This is a genomic window from Curtobacterium sp. UCD-KPL2560, from assembly GCF_001705035.1.
GTDB lineage: Bacteria > Actinomycetota > Actinomycetes > Actinomycetales > Microbacteriaceae > Curtobacterium.
The window spans coordinates 1-17,191 of record NZ_MCIG01000066.1 but is presented as its reverse complement, the minus strand read 5'-3'; the positions used below and the strand labels follow the sequence as shown (position 1 = coordinate 17,191).

The 17,191-nt window shown below is 73.4% G+C and carries 16 protein-coding genes; 9 read left to right on the top strand and 7 right to left on the bottom strand.

Annotation, left to right across the window (positions count from 1 at the left end; genetic code table 11):
• Window positions 1-347 precede the first annotated feature (347 nt).
• Window positions 348-1,541 (bottom strand): acyl-CoA dehydrogenase family protein, encoded by a 1,194-nt coding sequence (locus BEP24_RS13205; protein WP_065964135.1) that lies wholly within the window; start codon window positions 1,539-1,541, stop codon window positions 348-350.
• Between the two features lie 45 nt (window positions 1,542-1,586).
• On the opposite strand from BEP24_RS13205, the gene BEP24_RS13200 reads away from it, so the two are divergent.
• Both BEP24_RS13200 and BEP24_RS13195 read left to right on the top strand, forming a co-directional pair.
• Window positions 1,587-2,225 carry a QsdR family transcriptional regulator gene (locus tag BEP24_RS13200; RefSeq protein WP_071247434.1) on the top strand — a complete coding sequence of 213 codons (639 nt, stop codon included), beginning with the start codon at window positions 1,587-1,589 and terminating at the stop codon, window positions 2,223-2,225.
• Between the two features lie 85 nt (window positions 2,226-2,310).
• Window positions 2,311-2,745, top strand: a complete 435-nt coding sequence (locus BEP24_RS13195) for a thioesterase family protein (protein ID WP_065964133.1) — start codon at window positions 2,311-2,313, stop codon at window positions 2,743-2,745.
• Between the two features lie 61 nt (window positions 2,746-2,806).
• Here the strand turns inward: BEP24_RS13195 and BEP24_RS13190 are convergent, their stop codons facing one another.
• From BEP24_RS13190 to BEP24_RS13180, 4 genes are all read right to left on the bottom strand, one after another.
• Window positions 2,807-3,244: a VOC family protein gene (locus tag BEP24_RS13190; protein ID WP_065964131.1), complete on the bottom strand. Its 438-nt coding sequence runs from the start codon at window positions 3,242-3,244 to the stop codon at window positions 2,807-2,809.
• 77 nt (window positions 3,245-3,321) lie between these two features.
• Entirely contained in the window at window positions 3,322-3,804 is a 483-nt protein-coding gene (locus tag BEP24_RS13185; RefSeq protein ID WP_253181688.1) for a VOC family protein, read from the bottom strand.
• Entirely contained in the window at window positions 3,801-3,956 is a 156-nt protein-coding gene (locus tag BEP24_RS17665; protein WP_171898817.1) for a hypothetical protein, read from the bottom strand. Before BEP24_RS17665 ends, BEP24_RS13185 begins: the two co-directional genes overlap by 4 nt.
• A 151-nt stretch (window positions 3,957-4,107) precedes the next feature.
• Complete coding sequence (locus tag BEP24_RS13180; RefSeq protein ID WP_065964128.1) at window positions 4,108-7,569, bottom strand: proline dehydrogenase family protein; 3,462 nt, start codon at window positions 7,567-7,569, stop codon at window positions 4,108-4,110.
• Between the two features lie 81 nt (window positions 7,570-7,650).
• On the opposite strand from BEP24_RS13180, the gene BEP24_RS13175 reads away from it, so the two are divergent.
• The 3 genes from BEP24_RS13175 to BEP24_RS13165 all read left to right on the top strand — a co-directional run bounded on the left by BEP24_RS13175 (window position 7,651) and on the right by BEP24_RS13165 (window position 11,137).
• Complete coding sequence (locus tag BEP24_RS13175) at window positions 7,651-8,577, top strand: LysR substrate-binding domain-containing protein (RefSeq protein ID WP_065964127.1); 927 nt, start codon at window positions 7,651-7,653, stop codon at window positions 8,575-8,577.
• Between the two features lie 116 nt (window positions 8,578-8,693).
• Entirely contained in the window at window positions 8,694-10,325 is a 1,632-nt protein-coding gene (locus tag BEP24_RS13170) for a putative Ig domain-containing protein (protein ID WP_141693464.1), read from the top strand.
• A 179-nt stretch (window positions 10,326-10,504) separates the two neighbouring features.
• Window positions 10,505-11,137, top strand: coding sequence for an NAD(P)H-dependent oxidoreductase (locus BEP24_RS13165; protein ID WP_065964124.1), 633 nt, complete (start codon window positions 10,505-10,507; stop codon window positions 11,135-11,137).
• 67 nt (window positions 11,138-11,204) lie between these two features.
• Here the strand turns inward: BEP24_RS13165 and BEP24_RS13160 are convergent, their stop codons facing one another.
• The gene (locus BEP24_RS13160) at window positions 11,205-12,254 is read right to left on the bottom strand and encodes an MBL fold metallo-hydrolase (RefSeq protein WP_083230361.1); all 1,050 of its coding nucleotides are present in this window, start codon (window positions 12,252-12,254) and stop codon (window positions 11,205-11,207) included.
• A gap of 179 nt (window positions 12,255-12,433) precedes the next feature.
• Between BEP24_RS13160 and BEP24_RS13155 the strand changes: the two genes are divergently transcribed.
• Both BEP24_RS13155 and BEP24_RS17130 read left to right on the top strand, forming a co-directional pair.
• A complete protein-coding gene (locus tag BEP24_RS13155) occupies window positions 12,434-13,477 on the top strand; it encodes an ATP-dependent DNA ligase (RefSeq protein WP_065964122.1) in 1,044 nt (347 codons plus the stop codon).
• 129 nt (window positions 13,478-13,606) lie between these two features.
• Window positions 13,607-13,789 (top strand): hypothetical protein, encoded by a 183-nt coding sequence (locus BEP24_RS17130; protein ID WP_141693463.1) that lies wholly within the window; start codon window positions 13,607-13,609, stop codon window positions 13,787-13,789.
• Between the two features lie 40 nt (window positions 13,790-13,829).
• Here BEP24_RS17130 and ligD read toward each other — a convergent pair whose 3' ends face one another.
• Complete coding sequence (ligD, locus tag BEP24_RS13150; protein WP_065964121.1) at window positions 13,830-14,849, bottom strand: non-homologous end-joining DNA ligase; 1,020 nt, start codon at window positions 14,847-14,849, stop codon at window positions 13,830-13,832.
• A gap of 173 nt (window positions 14,850-15,022) precedes the next feature.
• Here ligD and BEP24_RS13145 point away from each other — a divergent pair, with 173 nt between their 5' ends.
• Together BEP24_RS13145 and BEP24_RS13140 are read left to right on the top strand one after the other, a co-directional pair.
• Window positions 15,023-15,859, top strand: a complete 837-nt coding sequence (locus BEP24_RS13145) for a DUF429 domain-containing protein (protein WP_065964120.1) — start codon at window positions 15,023-15,025, stop codon at window positions 15,857-15,859.
• A 9-nt stretch (window positions 15,860-15,868) separates the two neighbouring features.
• Window positions 15,869-17,191: glycosyltransferase (locus tag BEP24_RS13140; protein ID WP_141693462.1), on the top strand; the 1,323-nt coding region annotated here is incomplete at its 3' end.

Below are 17,191 nucleotides of genomic sequence, written 5' to 3'. Positions count from 1 at the left end.
CGCCGACGCGGAGGCGATCTACTCGTACGAGGGCACGCGCGAGGTGAACACGCTCATCGTGGGCCGGGCGATCACGGGCCAGGCCGCGTTCGTGTAGCGGGGCGGGTGCGTCTCACGTCCGCCGCTGCCGGGCGACATCGCCGCTGTCGGACGACAGCGGCGATGTCGCATCATGTGCCCGCACCGACCGCCGGGCGCTGCGTGCGTCATCTCCGACGTCGTACGACAGCCGCGATGTCGCATCATGCGCGCGCACGGAAGCCCGAGCGGCGGAGGCGTCATCGTGGACGTCGTMCGACAGCGGCGATGTCGYYCSGCAGCGGCGGACGTGAGACGCACCCGCCCCGCTACACGAACGCGGCCTGGCCCGTGATCGCCCGGCCCACGATGAGCGTGTTCACCTCGCGCGTGCCCTCGTACGAGTAGATCGCCTCCGCGTCGGCGAAGAACCGCGCGACGCCCTTGTCGAGCACGATGCCGTTGCCGCCCTGGACCTCGCGGCACCAGCCGACGGTCTCCCGCATCCGAGCGGTCGCGAACGCCTTCGCCATCGCGGAGTGCTCGTCGCCGCCGATGCCCTCGTCCTGCATCTGCGACGCGCGCGTGCACAGGGCGATCGACGCGGTGATGTTCGCGAGGGACTTCACGAGGAGGTCCTGCACCATCTGGTGGGACGCGATCGGCTTCCCGAACTGGACGCGCTCGCGGGCGTAGTCGAGCGCCGCCTCGTAGGCGCCGACCGCGATGCCGATCGCCTGCCAGGCCACCTCGGTGCGGGTGAGGCGCAGGACCTCGGCGGTCGCCCGGAACGAGTTCGCGCGCTGGAGCCGGCGCGACTCGGGCACCCGCACGCCCTGCATGACGATGTCGGCGTTCTGCACCCCGCGCAGGGCGATCTTGTCCTCGATCTTCGTCGCGGTGAAGCCTGGGGTGTCCGTGGTGACGAGGAAGCCCTTGACCTGCTCGTCGGCGACGTCCTTCGCCCAGATCACGACGACGTCCGCGAAGGTCGCGTTGCCGATCCAGCGCTTCTCGCCGTCGAGGACCCACGTGTCGCCCTCGCGTCGCGCGGTCGTGCGGAGCCCGCGGGCGGAGTCGCTGCCGGAGAGCGGTTCGGTCAGGCCGAAGGCACCGACGACCTCGCCGGTGGCCATGCGCGGCAGCCACTCGCGCTGCTGCTCGTCACTGCCGCCGACCGCGATCGAGTTCATGGCCAGACCGGACTGCACGCCGATGAACGTCGCGACGCTGGCGTCCACGCGCCCGAGCTCGAGTGCCGCCCAGCCGCGGTACACGGCCGAGTTCTCGAACTGCCGCACGAGCGGGATGCTCGGGCCGTACATGCCGAGTTCCGCGAGCGGCGCGATGGTCTGCCGCGGGAACGCCGCTCGGGCCCAGTACTCGTCGGCGATCGGACGGACCTCGGCCTCGAGGTACGCACGGAGCTCACCGAGCGAGGCGCGCTCACGCTCCGTCAGGCCGTCCTGGAACCGGTAGAAGTCGGATTCGAGGAGGGGGGTCACCACGGACGTCGTTGACATACCTCCGAGCGTGCATCATTCTCGAAAACGTTGCAAGGGAGGATCGTGCCTTCACAGGAACGCACAGCACACGACACGGCAGCGCTCGGGGCGGCGCTCGTCCCGAGCGCGCTCACCACCAGACTGGAGGCCCACCCCGAGTCACGACGCGCGTTCCGTTCCGCGCGGCGCACCTTCATCGCCGGCTCACGGATCGACATGGGGTCGCTGGCGTCCTCGCTCGGGGTCGACCGCACGTCGTTGTTCCGCTGGGTCGGCAACCGGGACCAGCTCCTCTCGGAGATCCTGTGGTCCCTCGCCGTCCCCACGCTCGACGCGGCGTCCCGCGCGGCGACCGACCTGACCGGGGCCGCCAGGATCGCGGCCGTGCTCGACCACTTCACGGCGGACCTGATCGAGGCGCCCTACTTCCGGACCTTCCTGACGCGCGAGCCCGCGCGGGCGCTCCGACTGCTCACCACCACGGACAGCGACGTGCAGCGGCGGTTCGTCGCCGTCGTCACCGCGCTCGTGCAGGAGGAGCACGACCACGGGGCGTTCGACCCCGCGCCGCTGACGGCCGAGGAACTCGCACGGCTGCTCGTCCGCATCTCGGAGTCGTTCACGTACGCCGACCTGATCAGCGGCGACCGACCCGACCCCCGCCGGGCACGCACGACCTTCGAGTACGTGCTGCGCCCGTGAGCCCGACCGGTCCGACGCGCCCACGAGGTCCTGCGCCCACACCGAGGTCGGCGCGAGAGGATGGCAGACGAAGGAACGGAGTTCGATGACCCTCGACGAGTACCCCTTCCACCGCACCTACCCCACGCGGTGGAACGACAACGACATGTTCGGCCACGTCAACAACACGATCTACTACAGCGCGATGGACAACGCGTCGACGTACTGGTTCCGTGAGGAGGCCGGGCTCGACCCGTTCTCGTCGGACTGGATCGCGGTGCTCGTGACGTCCAGCTGCCACTTCGTCGAGTCCGCCGTCTGGCCGGACGTGATCGAGGTCGGCATGCGCTCGAAGCGCATCGGGAACACCAGCCTGACGTGGGAGTTCGGCCTGTTCCGGCAGTCCGACGGCACCCTGCTCGCCACCGGCGAGTTCGTGCACGTCATCATCGACCGCGAGGGGGCCCGCCGGCCGATGCCCGTGCCGCCGGAGCTCCGCACGCTCGTCGCGGACACGATGGCGGTCCCGGTCGACGCCTGAGCGCCGATGCGTGACACCCGGCGGGGACGCAGGCCGCGCCTCCCCCGCCGGGCGCTGAACGTCACTTCTGGGCGGCGAGCTCCAGGTTGATGTCGTCCGGGTCCTGCACGGACAGGATCACCATGCCGGCGTCGCCGAGGTCGGTCACCTCGCCGTGCTCGACCCCGGCGGCGTCGAGGCGCTCGGCGGCGGCGTGCAGCTCGTCGACCGAACCGACGACGAAGCTCACGTGGTCGAGCCCGACCGTGTCCGGGTCGAAGCGCTGGCCGCTCGGTGCGACCGGACGCAGGCCGAAGAGCTGCTCGCCGACCGGGAAGATGCACCCGCCGTACAGGCGCTCCCGGTCGTCGGCGATGCCGGGCTCGTCGATGTGCTCGCTGAAGTCCATCGCCGGCGCCGTGCCGAACAGCTGCTCGTAGAAGGCCTTGCTGCGGTGGATGTCGGTGACGGTGACCCGCACGTGGGCGAGGCCGAGGGGCTGGACGATCTGGTCGGTCATGGTGCCGAGCCAACGCGCGGGCCCTGGGTGGCGACGGGGCGAGCGCGGCTACCGGCCAACGGGCGACCCGTGCCGCATCAGGCGGCGGACGGCCTCGGCGCGGTGAGCTCGAGGTTGATGTCGTCCGGGTCCTGGAGCGACAGGACGACGACGCCGAACGGTTCGAGGTCGGTCACTGCGCCGTGCTCGATCCCGGCGGCGTCGAGGCGTTCGACGGCCCGGTGCAGGTCGTCGACGCTCCGCACACGCAGGCTGAGGTGGTCGAGGCCGACGCGGTCCGGGTCGAACCGGTCCCCCGGAGCCGCGACGGGACGCAGGCCGAGTGTCTGCCCCTGGAAGGTGAACGAGCAGCCGCCGTACGTGCGCCACGGGTCGTCGTGGATCGTCGGGTCGTCGATCTGGTCGCTGAAGTCGCTCCCGGGCGGCCTGCCGAGGAGCTGTTCGTAGAAGGCCTTGCTCCGCCGTATGTCGGTCACGGTGAGCCGGACGTGCGCGAAGCCCTGCGGGTCGACGATGCCGTCCGTGCCCGCACCACCGGCGGCCGACGCCGTCCCGCTCACCGGAACCCGGCGCCGTCGAGCATGTGGTGCGGGACCCCGTGGCCGCCGCACCGGTCTCGGCGACGGGTGCCGCGCAGGACGTCGCGGACGTGGTCGCCGCAGCCGGTCCACGAGGTCTTGCCGCACACGGGGCACTGGACGGACTCGCACATGACGCCGACGGTACGCAGCCGTGGTCCGTGCCGGTCCGGGAACGCGCGACCGGTACGGACAGTGGACAGTCGGGACGTCCGGACCTCGGTGGGACGGAACGGGAACGGCCCCCGACCGAGGTCGGGGGCCGTTGCCGGTCGGCTCGTCGACCTAGATCAGGTCGTCGGTGAGGTGGTTCGGCGTCCCGAACCGGTGCGCGGTGATCGACACCGCCTGCTCGCGGAGGAACGGCAGCAGTTCGATCCGACCGGCCTCGGTGACGGGTCCGCCGTACACGGCCACGTCGGGCCGACCACCCACGGCACGGGTGAGTTCCGCGGCGTCCCCACCGACGAGCCGCACGCGCGTGGACGACCCGGCGGCGATGCGCTTCGCGAACGCGGCATCGCTCACGCTCTCGGCAACGGACCGCACCACGGGGAGCGCCCGCACGGCTGCCGCGACCGCCGTGGGCAGACCACCGGCGACGGACACGTCGACGGTGGTCCCGGCGCGGAGCGCCGCCGCCACGACCCGCACGAGCGCGGGCACGTCGTCGTCGGCCAGGCGCACGTGGACGCCGGGGAAGGGCAGGTAGCGCGCGACGTTCCGCTCGGCCGAGAGCGCGGACACGTCGACCGCGGTGCCGAACAGCGTCGACCACGCGTGCTCGTCGGACGCGACGGCGCGCTCGAGCGAGGCGCTGTCCAGCCCCGCGGCGCGGACGAACTCCCGCACAGCACGGCTCGCCGGGACCCCCGCGGAGGCCTCGCGCGGCGTCCAGGACCCGAGACCGAGCAGGTAGTTCAACCCGCCCGCCTTGGTCCCGGCACCGACCGCCGACTTCTTCCACCCGCCGAACGGCTGGCGGCGCACGATCGCGCCGGTGATGCCGCGGTTGACGTAGAGGTTGCCTGCCTCGATCCGGTCGAGCCAGGTGCCGATCTCACGGGGGTCGAGCGAGTGCAGGCCCGACGTCAGGCCGTAGTCGACCTCGTTCACCATCGCGATCGCCTCGTCGAGGGTCTTCGCCGTCATGATGCCGAGGATCGGACCGAAGTACTCGGTGCGGTGGAACGCCGACCCGCGGGCCACGCCGTCGCGGACGCCCGGGCTCCAGAGCCGGCCGGTTTCGTCGAGCTTCCGCGGCGCGACCGCCCAGGACTCGCCGGCGCCGAGCGTGGTCAGGCCCTCGAGGAGCTTGCCGGCGGCGGGCTCGATGACCGGGCCCATCTGCGTCGTCGGGTCGGTCGGGTGGCCGACGGTGAGCGACGACACGGCGTCGAGCAGCTGCGACCGGAACCGACGCGACGTCGCGACCGAGCCGACGAGGACGACCAGGGACGCAGCGGAGCACTTCTGCCCGGCGTGCCCGAACGCGGACGCGACGACGTCCTTCACGGCCAGGTCGAGGTCGGCCGACGGTGTGACGATGATCGCGTTCTTGCCCGAGGTCTCGGCGAGCAGCGGCAGGTCGGGGCGGAACGACCGGAACAGCTCGGCCGTCTCGTAGGCGCCGGTGAGGATCACGCGGTCGACCTGCGGTGCCGTGATGAGCTGCTGACCGAGCTCGTCCTCCGCCACCTGCACGAACGCGAGGACGTCCGCGGGCGCACCGTGCGCGTCGAGCGCGGTCTCGATGATCGAGGCGAGCACCGCACCCGAACGTTCGGCGGGCGGCGCGGGCTTCAGCACGACGGCGGACCCGGCGGCCAGGGCGGCGAGCGTCGACCCCGCGGGGATCGCGACCGGGAAGTTCCACGGCGGCGTGACGAGGGTCAGCGCAGCCGGCGTGAACGCGGCACCGTCGACGTCGTCGAGCTGCGCCGCGAGTTCACCGTAGAAGTGCGCGAAGTCGATCGCCTCGGAGACCTCGGGGTCGGCCTGGTCGATGGTCTTGCCGGCCTCGGCCGCCATGACCTCGACGAGTGCGGCCCGGTTCGCCTCGAGCGCGTCGCCGACGGCGTGCAGGACCGCGCCGCGCGCGGCACCGGACCAGGTCCCCCAGGTCGCACCGGCGGTGCGCACGCGGTCGAGGACCGACGTGAGCTGCTCGGCGGCGGTGATCCGGGCCTCCTGGACGCCGCGCTCGCCGAGCGTCGACGAGGCGACGCGGCCGGTGATGCCGGCGCCCCACTCGCGGATCGCGGCGACCGACGGGTCGCTGTCCGGGGTGTTCTCGAAGTGGCCCGGCCGGGGGCGCTCGACGGCCGCGTAGCGGTCGGCGACGCGGTGCGGGGCCGGGGCGTCGAGGCCACCGGGCTCGCCGAGCGGGACGAGGGAGTCGCGGAAGCGGGACTCCTCGCGGGCGAAGAGCTCGGGCGAGGACGCGAGCGAGAACACCGCCGACATGAAGTTGTCGTGCGATGCGCCCTCCTCGAGGCGGCGGATGAGGTACGCGATCGCGACGTCGAACTCACCGGGGTGCACGACCGGCGTGTAGAGCAGCAGCGAGCCGACGGTCCGACGGACGGCCTCGGCCTGCCCCTGGGCCATGCCGAGCAGCATCTCGAACTCGATGCCGTCGCGGACCCCGCGCGCACCGGCGAGCAGCCAGGCGTGGGCGACGTCGAACAGGTTGTGGCCCGCGACGCCGACCCGGACGTTCGCGATGCGCTCGGGCGTCAGCGCCCAGTCGAGCACCCGCTTGTAGTTCGTGTCGGAGTCCTGCTTGGTGTGCCAGGTCGCGAGGGGCCAGCCGTGCACGGACGCCTCGACCTGCTCCATCGGCAGGTTCGCGCCCTTGACGAGCCGGACCTTGATGTCGGCCCCGCCCCGGGCACGACGGGCGGCGGACCACTCCTGCAGGTGCTGCATCGCGGCGAGCGCGTCGGGCAGGTACGCCTGCAGGACGATGCCGGCCTCGAGCGCGGTGAACTCGGGCTCGTCGAGGAGCTTCGTGAAGACCGCGATCGTCAGGTCGAGGTCCTTGTACTCCTCCATGTCGAGGTTGATGAACTTCGCCGGGCTCGACGCGGCCGCACGGCGGAACAGCGGGCGGAGCTTGGCGATGATGTCCTCGACGGCGTGGTCGAAGGCCCACGGCGAGTGCGGGTGCACGGTCGACGAGACCTTGATCGACACGTAGTCGACGTCGTCGCGGGCGAGCAGGCGCTCGGTGCCCTCGAGCCGTCGGGCCGCCTCCTTCTCGCCGAGCACGGCCTCGCCGAGCAGGTTGACGTTGAGGCGGACGCCTTCGCGCTTGATCTTCGCGATCGCCGGCCCGAGCTTGGCGTCGGTGGCGTCGACGATGAGGTGCCCGACCATCTCGCGCAGCACGCGGCGGGCGATCGGCACGACGACGTTCGGCAGCACGGGCGCCATGCCGCCACCGAGCCGGACGAGCCCGCGGAGCGCTGCGGGCAGGAAGCCGGGGGCGTCGGGTGCGATGGCACGCAGCCGCCGGGCCGCGACACCGAGGTCCTCGGGGCGGACGACACCGTCGACGAACCCGACCGCGAACGCCAGGCCCTTCGGGTCGGCGAGCACGCCGGCGAGCTGCTTGGCGGAGCCGTCGGCCGGGTACGTCTCGGCCTCGGCCAGCCACTGGCGGACGAGCGCGACGGACTGGTCCGCCAGGTCGTCGTGCGGGGTCGGAGCGGCGTCGGTGTCGCGTGCCTGGAGGTCGGTCATGGGATCAGTGTGGAGTTCCGGAAGCGTAAGCGGAAGCAACTCCTGCTGACGCGTACCGTTCAGTCCTGCTACTGTTCCGTCGTGCTCGACGTCCGCCGTCTCGTGCTCCTCCGGGAACTCTCGATCCGGGGCACCGTCGCCGCCGTGGCCGGTGCGATGAACTTCACCCCCTCGGCGGTCTCGCAGCAGCTCGCGGTGCTCGAGCGGGAGGCCGGCGTGCAGCTCCTGCGACGCTCCGGTCGGCGGCTGCAGCTCACCCCGCAGGCCGAGGTCCTCGTGGCCGCGGCGGGCGAGGTGCTCGACGTGCTCGAACGCGCACAGGCCAGCGTGGAGTCGACCCTGACGTCCGTGCAGGGCCGCGTGCGCGTCGCCGTCTTCCAGTCCGCAGCCCTCGCCCTGATGCCGACGGCACTCCGCACGATGGCGCTGGAGCACCCCGACGTCCGGGTCGAGATGGTGCAGCGCGAGCCGGAGACGGCGCTGAACGAGACCTGGGCGCGGGACTTCGACATGGTGATCGCCGAGCAGTACCCGGCGCACGCGGCACCGCGCTTCCCCGGGCTCGACCGTCGCGACCTCACCACCGACTCGGTCCGGCTCGCGCTCCCGCCCGTCGACGTCTGCCTGGTACCGCTCAGCGACGACGACCCCGGCGTCGCCCTGCTCGACGCCGCGGACATGCCGTGGGTGATGGAGCCCCGCGGGGCCGCGTCCCGGCACTTCGCTGAGCAGACCTGCCGCCGCGCCGGCTTCGAACCGGACGTCCGCTACGAGACCGCCGACCTGCAGGCGCAGATCCGCCTGATCGAGTCGGGGAACGCGGTCGGCCTCATGCCGGACCTCGTCTGGGCGGGTCGATCGACGTCCTGCCGGCTCCTCGACCTGCCCGACCCGGCACGCCGCACGATCTTCACGGCCCAGCGGATGTCGAGCGCGGACTCGCCCGCCGTGACGGCCCTCCGGGCAGCCCTCGAGGGCGCGGCGAGCGTCCAGCGCGACCACGCGTGAGGCCCTGCCGCCCCGCCGTTGCCGGATCGTGACCCGACGTCGGTGAGATCGGTCGCCGTGCTGCACACCTCCAGGTGAGGAGCCACCACGGCTCCACCGCACACCAGGGAGAAGACATGCAGCACGACGACCGGCCGGTCCCCCGGCAGACCGCGACGTTCCCACCGGGCACTGGGGGAACAGTGCACCGCAGCACCTCCACGACCCGCCGCGCCTGCGCGCTGGGGACCACCGTCGCACTCATCGGTCTGACCACCGGTCTGGGCGTCTTCACCTCGACCGCCGCGTTCGCCGACACGACGGCTGCCGTCTCGTCGACCGACCCCTCGCAGTCGACGGCCGCACCGACCGACACCACGACCAACGCACCGGCCGGCCAGTCGTCCGCCGCCGGCGCGACCCCCGACCCGTCGACCCCGACCGGCACCTCGACGAGCCCGTCCGGTGCCTCGTCGACGCCGTCCGACTCCTCGACGAGCCCCTCGACGCCGTCGGGCACCGAGACCGCGGCGCCGACGTCGTCGGACGCGGCGGCGTCGGACGCCGCATCGACGGCGTCCCCGGCCGCCCCCGCCCCCGCAGCGACGGACGGCCCGACCGCCGCCGCCGTGGCCGCACCGACGGTGACCATCGTCGGCACGCCCACCGTCGGCAGCACCCTGGGGTACGTCTCCACCGGGTTCACCGATCCGATCGACGCCTTCTGGCTCGTCGACGGCAACGAGGTCGGACGCGGCGACACCTTCGTCGTGCCGAAGGAGCTGGTCGGCAAGACGATCACCCTGTCGCTGCTGGGCAGCACGCAGGAGCAGTTCGCGCAGGACACCGTCGTCGTCGCCCAGGCCCTGACGCTGACGACCACCGCCGGCCAGGCGTTCTCGCGCTCGTTCGCCGTCCCGGCGCCCAGCGGTGCCGTGACGTACTCCGTCGGCTACGCCGACCCGTCGTCCGCCGACCCGACGGACCCCGACGACGACCCGGCGTTGCGCCTGCCCTACGACCTGGAGCTCGACGCGACGACCGGTGTCCTGAGCGGCACGCCGATCGTCGCCGGCGACTACGAGTTCACGATCGTCGCCACGGACGGGACGACGACCTCGACCCAGTACGTCGAGATCACGGTCGACCCGGCCGCCGCCGTCGGTGTCCTCGCCTACGCCACGGACACCTCGTCGGCGGAGTACTACGACTCCATCGACGAGAACGGTGACGCCCACCTGACGCACCCGGTCAAGACCTGGATCATCCACCCGGACGGCACCATCACCAGCTCCACCCAGCCCGCGGACGACTCGCTGGAACCGACGATCGTGGAGGGCGGCAACCCGACCGTGGCCCGGGGCGGGTCGCTCTGGATCAGCGGGGAGCTGGTCGACGAGTTCGGCAACTCGACGACGCAGTACGACGCGGACGGCAACCGTCCCGAGCCGACCGTGACCAGCGACGTCGCCACCGACCAGATCGCCTTCGACGAGGACGAGTACGCGACGAAGGTCACGTTCCCGCACGCCTCGACCCACCGCCTGACGGTGGCGCAGGACGGCATCTCGGTCTCCTTCCCGGTGACGGTCGTCCCGACCGCTGCGACCGTCGGCACCGCGCCGACCGCGGCGATGACGACGAAGGGCCAGCTCGCCTTCACCGGCGCCGACGAGACCGCGCCGATCGCCTGGGCCCTCAGCCTGATCGCCGCTGGTGCGGGCCTGGCAGGCGCCCGCACCATCGGTCGCCGTCGCACCCAGCGCTGACACCGCCGTCCGGCACGGCCGTCGGTCCCGTTCGTCGGGCCGTCGGACCGGACCGGACCGGAGGCACCTCCCACAGCCCCGCCGTGTCCCACCCGGACACGACGGGGCCGTGGGCGTCCGTGCGGACACGACCGGTCGGCTGCCCGTCCGCCGGGGCCCGGCGTGGGTAGCGTGGGCTCATGCCCTCCCTGCTGCACATCGACTCGTCGGCCGACCTCGCGCACTCCCGCTCCCGCGACCTCACCGCGGCGTTCGCCGACGCCTGGCGTGCCCGCGGCCCCGAGTACACGGTCGTCCGCCGGGACCTGCACACCGACCCGCTCCCGCACCTCGAGAGCTCGGCGCTGCACTGGGCGGCCGCCGACCGTCGCCCGGACGAGGCCGTCGCTCCCGAGGCCGAGCGCCTGCGCCAGGAGGTCGTCGACGAGCTCATCGCGGCCGACGCCGTCGTCATCGGGGCGCCGCTGTACAACTACACGGTGCCGTCGACGCTCAAGGCCTGGATCGACCGCGTGCACGTCCCCGGGGTCCTCGCCGGGGCGGTGCAGCCACTCGCCGGTCGACCGGTCGTCACGGTGGTGAGCCGCGGGGCAACCTACGACGTCGGCACCCCGACGGAGACCTGGGACCACGGCTCCCCCGTGCTCGACATCGTCCTCGCGTCCGCGCTCGGCATGAAGCACTACCCGGTCACGGTGAGCGCGACGCTCGCCCACCGCGTCCCGGAGCTCGCACCGCTCGCCGACCACGCCGCCGCCGAGGTCGCCGACGCCCGCACGACGCTCGAACGACTCGCCGCGACGATCGTGTGACGCCGCGCCTGCCGGCGCCGCCGCCAGCAGGACGGCGCCAGCGGGCGCGGCGCTGACGGGCGGGGCGTCAGGCGGGGCGGACCTCGTCGCCACGACCGAGCAGGTCCGCGTGGAACCGCGTCTGCGTCAGCGCGCTCGCGAGCAGGAACCCGGTCATCGAGCCGATCCCGCCGCTGAACGGCACGCGTGAGGCGACCTCGTACAGCGTGGGGTCGGTCCCCGCCAGGGCGTCGAGCGCCGCCGCGACGTGGCGGGTCCGCTCCTCCCGGTGCTGCACGAGGGTGCGTGCCCGGGTCACGACGTCGCGGAAGCGGTACTCGTGCCCGGGGCAGACCTCGAGGTCGGCGTACGGGTCGAGTCGTCGGAGCGACGCCAGGTAGTCGGCGAGCGGGTTCGTCGCGGTGCGCCCGCCGAGCCCGATGCCCGGGTTGATCCGCGGCAGCACGTGGTCGCCGGTGAACAGCAGCCCGTCGGCCTCGTCGACGAAGCACAGGTGCCCGCCGGTGTGCCCCGGGGTCCCGAGCGCGGTGATCGTCCGTCCGGGCACGGGCAGCACGTCGCCGTCCCCGAGCAGGAGGTCGGCGTACGGCGGCTCCCCCGCGGAGCGACCGATCCGACGGCCGGTGCCCCACGCCGCGACCACCCCCATCTGCAGGTCCTCGGGCAGCCCCCACGTCGCGATGTCGGCATCGTTCGCGGCAGCGTCCGCCCGCTCGTGCTCGAGGGCGTGCACCTCGGCCGCGTGCATCGCGACCCGTGCGCCGGACGCCGCACGGACCGCAGCGGCGGCACCGAGGTGGTCGGCGTGCAGGTGCGTGACCGCGACGAGGGCGACGTGGTCGAGGGACCGGCCGATCGACCGCAGACCTGCGCGCAGCTCGGTGAGCGACCCGTCGCCGCTCCACCCCGGGTCGATGACCGTGAGGTCCCCCGCGGCGTCCTCGACCACGTACGCGAGCGTCGCCGCGGGCACCCCGCCGTGGAACGGCACCGCCAGGGTCCACACCCCCGGCCGGACCTCCTCGACGGGCGGCAGCTCGCCCGCGCGGAGGGCGGCGGCCTGCACGGGACTGGTCGGTTCCGGTGCCGGCGCTGCCGGCGGGGGCACGGTCGTCACGCGACCACCCTAGTGAGGCGCGCCGACCCGACCGGCCGCACCGCGCCTCCAGGCCGCTCGTCGGGCGACCACCCCGCGACGCGCGCCGACCCGACCGGCCGCACCGCGCCTCCCGACCGGTCGCACCGCGTCTGCTCCGCCCGCCCGGCCCGCCAGCCCGTGCCGGGTAGACAGGGCGCATGGAGATCGCACCGATGCTCGCCAAGGCGGTCGCCGCCGTCCCCGACCCGGACAGCGTGCGCGGCGGCCTGCGCTACGAACCGAAGTGGGACGGCTTCCGCGGGATCGTGACCGTCGACGGCGACGACGTCACGATCGGCAGCCGCGGCGCGAAGCCGCTGACCCGGTACTTCCCCGAGCTGGTCGAGGCGTTCCGTGCGCAGTTCGGCGGGCGCGACCACCCGGTCGTGCTCGACGGCGAGGTCGTCGTGCGCGCGGGCGAGCCCGGGGCCGAACGCCTCGACTGGGAGGCACTGTCGCAGCGCATCCACCCCGCCGCGTCACGCATCCGGACGCTCAGCGTCGAGACCCCGGCGCAGTTCGTCGCGTTCGACCTGCTCGCCGTCGACGGGTCCGAGCTGCTCGACCTGCCGTTCGACGAGCGGCGTGCCCGGCTCGAGGACCTCGCCGCCGACCTGGCGGACCCGTTGTTCGTCACGCAGACGACCCTCGACGTCGCGCTCGCCCGCGAGTGGCTCACCACCTTCGAGGGAGCCGGCCTGGACGGTGTCGTCGCGAAGCCGCGCACGAAGCCCTACGAGCCGAACAAGCGCACCATGCTCAAGGTCAAGCACCACCGCACCGCCGACGTCGTCGCGATCGGGTACCGCCTGCACCAGAGCGGGACCGGGGTCGGCTCGCTCCTGGTCGGGTTGTACGACGACGACGGGGAGCTCCGGCAGGTGGGCGGCGTGTCCGCCTTCACCGACAGGACGCGGCTCGCGTTGGTCGAGGAGCTCGACCCCGTCGTGCTCCGCGATGCGGACGGGAGGCCCGTCACCGGTGACGGGGAACGGTCGCGGTTCTCGTCGGGTCGCGACACGTCGTTCGTCCGGCTCGCGCCGGAGCGCGTGCTCGAGGTCCGGTACGACCAGATGGAGGGCGACCGGTTCCGCCACACGGTGCAGTTCGCGCGGTGGCGGCCGGACCGGGACGCGCGGTCGTGCGGGTTCGACCAGCTCGAGGTGCCGACGGCGTACGACCTGCGCGAGGTGCTGCGCTGAGGTCCGCCCGACTCCGCACACCGTGCCCGGCGCGCCGCCCCGAACGGGGGACTGCGACTTCTGGCCAGTCCGCTTGCGAGGGTCGACGACCCCTCATATGCTGCTGGAGTAGTTAGGCTAACTAGCGACTTGGGGAACGTGGCGGGGGACGCCGCGGGACGGGAGCGGGACATGATCATCGACGGCATCAGCGACGCGAACCGCGGCACCTGGTCCCGCCTGACGCGCCTGCACACCGCGAGCGTCACGCTCCCGATGCACACCACGCGCGTGGTCGACCCCGACCGGCGCGAAGACCTCTCCGCCGTCTGAGACCGATCGGTCCGGTCGGTCGGCCGGACCCGCTCCTGGGTCAGGACTTCCTCGCGCGGGACGGCTGCACCCGCGGCGGCTCCCCCGGCATCTTCGGGAAGTCCGGCGGGAAGGGCAGTTCGCCCAGCCCGGCCGCCAGGTCCCGCTCCCACCAGCCGAGCAGCGTGGACAGCTCCCCCGGCTCCTCGTGCATCGTCTCCCACGGGTCGCCGACCGTCCGGAGCCGCTCCGGCACGGACAGCACCGTGAAGCGCGTCGGGTCGACGTCGTCCAGCTCGTCCCAGGAGACGGGCGTCGAGACGCTCGCGTGCGCCAGGGCGCGGGGGCTGTAGGCACCGGCCATCGTCCGGTCGCGGTTCGCCTGGTTGAAGTCGACGAACACCCGCTGCCCGCGCTCCTCCTTCCACCACGCGGTCGTCACCCGGTCCGGCATCCGTCGCTCGAGTTCGCGGGCGGCGGCGATCACCGCGTGCCGCACGTCGAGGAACTCGTGCTCCGGGCGGATCGGTGCGAACACGTGCAGGCCGCGGTTGCCGCTCGTCTTGGCCCACGCGGTCAGGCCGGCCTCGGCGAGCACCTCCCGGAGCGCGTGCGCGATCGGGACGGCGTCGGCGAAGTCGGTGCCGGGCTGCGGGTCGAGGTCGATGCGGAGCTGGTCGGGGTGGTCGCTGTCCTCCGCACGGGAGGCCCACGGGTGGAACACCACGGTGTTCATCTGCGCCGCCCACACCGCGACCGCCGGCTCGTCGACCACGAGCTGCGGGTGCGACCGCCCGCTCGGGTAGGTCACCGTGACGTCGCGGACGTAGTCCGGCGCGCCCTTCGGCGGGTTCTTCGAGAAGAACGACTCCCCGTCGATGCCCGCGCCGAACCGCTGCAGCGAGATCGGCCGGTCGCCGTTCGCCCGGACGAAGGCGTCCCCGACGGCGACGAGGTACTCGGCGAGGTCGAGCTTCGTGATCCCGGCCCCGGGCCAGAGCACCCGGGACGGGCTGCTGATCCGGACCTCCCGGTCGCCGTGCGGCCCCGGGACCGTCAGCGTCGTCGCCTCGCTCGCCATGCAGCGGACCGTACACGGACCCGGCGGGACGAGGTCACATGACCCCTTCCCGTGTCGGTGGAGCAGGAACCGTCGGGTGGGAGCCCTCGACCCGACATCGTCTGCTCCATCGGGGCACGCCACGCCTCCCAGGTGGGGACGGGAGCAGGAGGCACACGGTGCACGATGGGTGGGTGACCGCGTACCTCGGAGTGGACCTGGCGTGGGGCCTCGGCAGCGACCGGAAGCCCGCGAACGAGACCGGCCTCGTCGCGACCGACGCCGACGGCACGATCACCGACGCCGGGTGGGCCCGCGGCGTCGACGCCGTGACCGACTGGATCGCCGGACACCTCGGTCCGCGCACGCTCGTCGCCGTCGACGCCTCGCTCGTCGTGACGAACCCCACCGGCATCCGCGAGGCCGAACGGCAGGTCGGGCAGCGCTACGGCCGGTGGAAGGTCGCCGCGAACCCGACGAACCAGGCCTCCGCGGCGAGCGCCGGCACCGCGCTGCTCGCCCGGCTGACCGCGCTCGGCGTCGGGTACGTGTCCGACACCGATGGGATGCGGGCGCGCACCGGTCCGGCGGCGTTCGAGTGCTACCCGTACACGACGCTCGTCGGGGTCGAGGAACTCGGCTACGACGACGAGCGTCCCCGGTACAAGCGGCTCGACCTGAAGGTCCCCGCCCCGCTGGCGCGTGCCCGCCGCGCCGAGGCGTTCGACGAACTCGTGCGCCGGCTCCGCTCGACCCCGCTCGATCCCCCGCTGCGCCTCGACTCGCACCCGCTGACGGCCGGGCTCGCCGAGCCCTCCGTGCTGCACGGGCCGACGCACAAGCACCGGGAGGACCTGCTGGACGGCGCCCTGTGCGCCTGGACGGCCGCGTTCTGGGAGCGGCACGGCGACCAGCGCTTGCAGGTGCTGGGAGGTGATCCGCGCCTCCCGTCCGACCCGGTGGACGAGGCGGGCCGGAGACCGGTTGTCGTCGCGCCAGCGCGCCCGTCCCAGCGGCGACCCGCTGGGTAGGCTTGGCCGGTGAGCACCACCACCGAACCCCTGCGCATCGGGCTGGTGTCGCTGCACACCTCCCCCGGCGACGAGCCCGGATCCGGCGAGGTCGGCGGCATGAACGTGGTCGTCCGCCACCAGGCCGAGGCCCTGGCCGACCGCGGGCACCAGGTCGACGTCATCACCAGGCGATCGGCCCCGACGCAGCCGGACAGCGTCTCGCTGCTCCCCGGCGTGTGCCTGCGGTTCCTGTCCGCCGGCCCCGCCCAGCCCGTGCCGAAGGGCGAGCACGACGCGTTCATCGCACCCTTCCGCGACGCCCTTGCCGACCTCGGGCCGTACGACGTGCTGCACTCGCACCACTGGTTCTCCGGGGCCGCGGCCCTGCCGATCGCACGCGAACGCGGGATCCCGCACGTGCAGTCCTTCCACTCGATCGCGGCGAGCGCCGACACCCCGCTGTCCGAGGGCGAACGTCCGGAGTCGGCCGGCCGCGAGGCCGGCGAGCGCCTCCTGGCGCGTGACTCCGACGCCGTCGTCGTGGTCTCCGAGGCGGAGGCAGACACGGTGCGCACCCGCCTGGGCGGCGACCCGTCGCGCGTCTGGATCGTCCCGCCGGGCGTCGACGGGTCCGTCTTCCGTCCGGCGACCGCCGGCGCCCGCCGCGCGGCCGTCCCGTACGTCGTCGCCGCGGCGCGCGTGCAGCCGTTGAAGGGGCTCGACCTGGCGATCGAGGCGATCGCCGGCATCGGCCTGGAGGCACGCCCCACCCTCGTCATCGCGGGGGACGCCTCGAGCGAGGCGGGCGACCACCTCGCCGAACTGCGTCGGCTCGCGTCCGCGCACGGCGTGGCCGACCGGGTCACCTTCATCGGGCCGCAGTCGCGTGCCGACCTGGCGCTCCTGTTCCGCGGCGCGGCAGCCGTGCTCGTGCCGTCGCACTCCGAGACGTACGGCCTGGTGGCGCTCGAGGGCTCGGCGTCCGGGGTGCCCGTCGTGGCCGCGGCTGCCGGAGGTCTGCGCGAGGCGGTGGTCGACGGCGAGACCGGGGTCGTGCTCGAGTCCCGCGACCCGGCGGTGTGGGCAGCGGAGATCGAGCACATCCTGACCGACCCCGCGTACGCGTCCGGGCTCGCCGCGGCGGGGCGGGAGCACGCCGAGCGGTTGAGCTGGGAGCGGTCGGCCGGTGGACTCGAGGACGTCTCGGAGTGCGACGGCACGAGCACGGCTGCCGCGCCGCGGAACAGGAGCGCCAGGTCGGCACGCGACTGCGGCCCGATGAAGGTGACCCGGTCGGCCACGCCGTGCGCGGACGCGAGCCGACGCAGTTCGGCGAGGTGGTCGCCCGCC

Bases quoted from the DNA above. Each gene is read 5' to 3' on its own strand.
- BEP24_RS13205 (WP_065964135.1), bottom strand. From the start codon at position 1,541: ATGTCAACGACGTCCGTGGTGACCCCCCTCCTCGAATCCGACTTCTAC.
- BEP24_RS13195 (WP_065964133.1), top strand. From the start codon at position 2,311: ATGACCCTCGACGAGTACCCCTTCCACCGCACCTACCCCACGCGGTGG.
- BEP24_RS13190 (WP_065964131.1), bottom strand. From the start codon at position 3,244: ATGACCGACCAGATCGTCCAGCCCCTCGGCCTCGCCCACGTGCGGGTC.
- BEP24_RS17665 (WP_171898817.1), bottom strand. From the start codon at position 3,956: ATGTGCGAGTCCGTCCAGTGCCCCGTGTGCGGCAAGACCTCGTGGACC.
- BEP24_RS13180 (WP_065964128.1), bottom strand. From the start codon at position 7,569: ATGACCGACCTCCAGGCACGCGACACCGACGCCGCTCCGACCCCGCAC.
- BEP24_RS13170 (WP_141693464.1), top strand. From the start codon at position 8,694: ATGCAGCACGACGACCGGCCGGTCCCCCGGCAGACCGCGACGTTCCCA.
- BEP24_RS13165 (WP_065964124.1), top strand. From the start codon at position 10,505: ATGCCCTCCCTGCTGCACATCGACTCGTCGGCCGACCTCGCGCACTCC.
- BEP24_RS13155 (WP_065964122.1), top strand. From the start codon at position 12,434: ATGGAGATCGCACCGATGCTCGCCAAGGCGGTCGCCGCCGTCCCCGAC.
- ligD (WP_065964121.1), bottom strand. From the start codon at position 14,849: ATGGCGAGCGAGGCGACGACGCTGACGGTCCCGGGGCCGCACGGCGAC.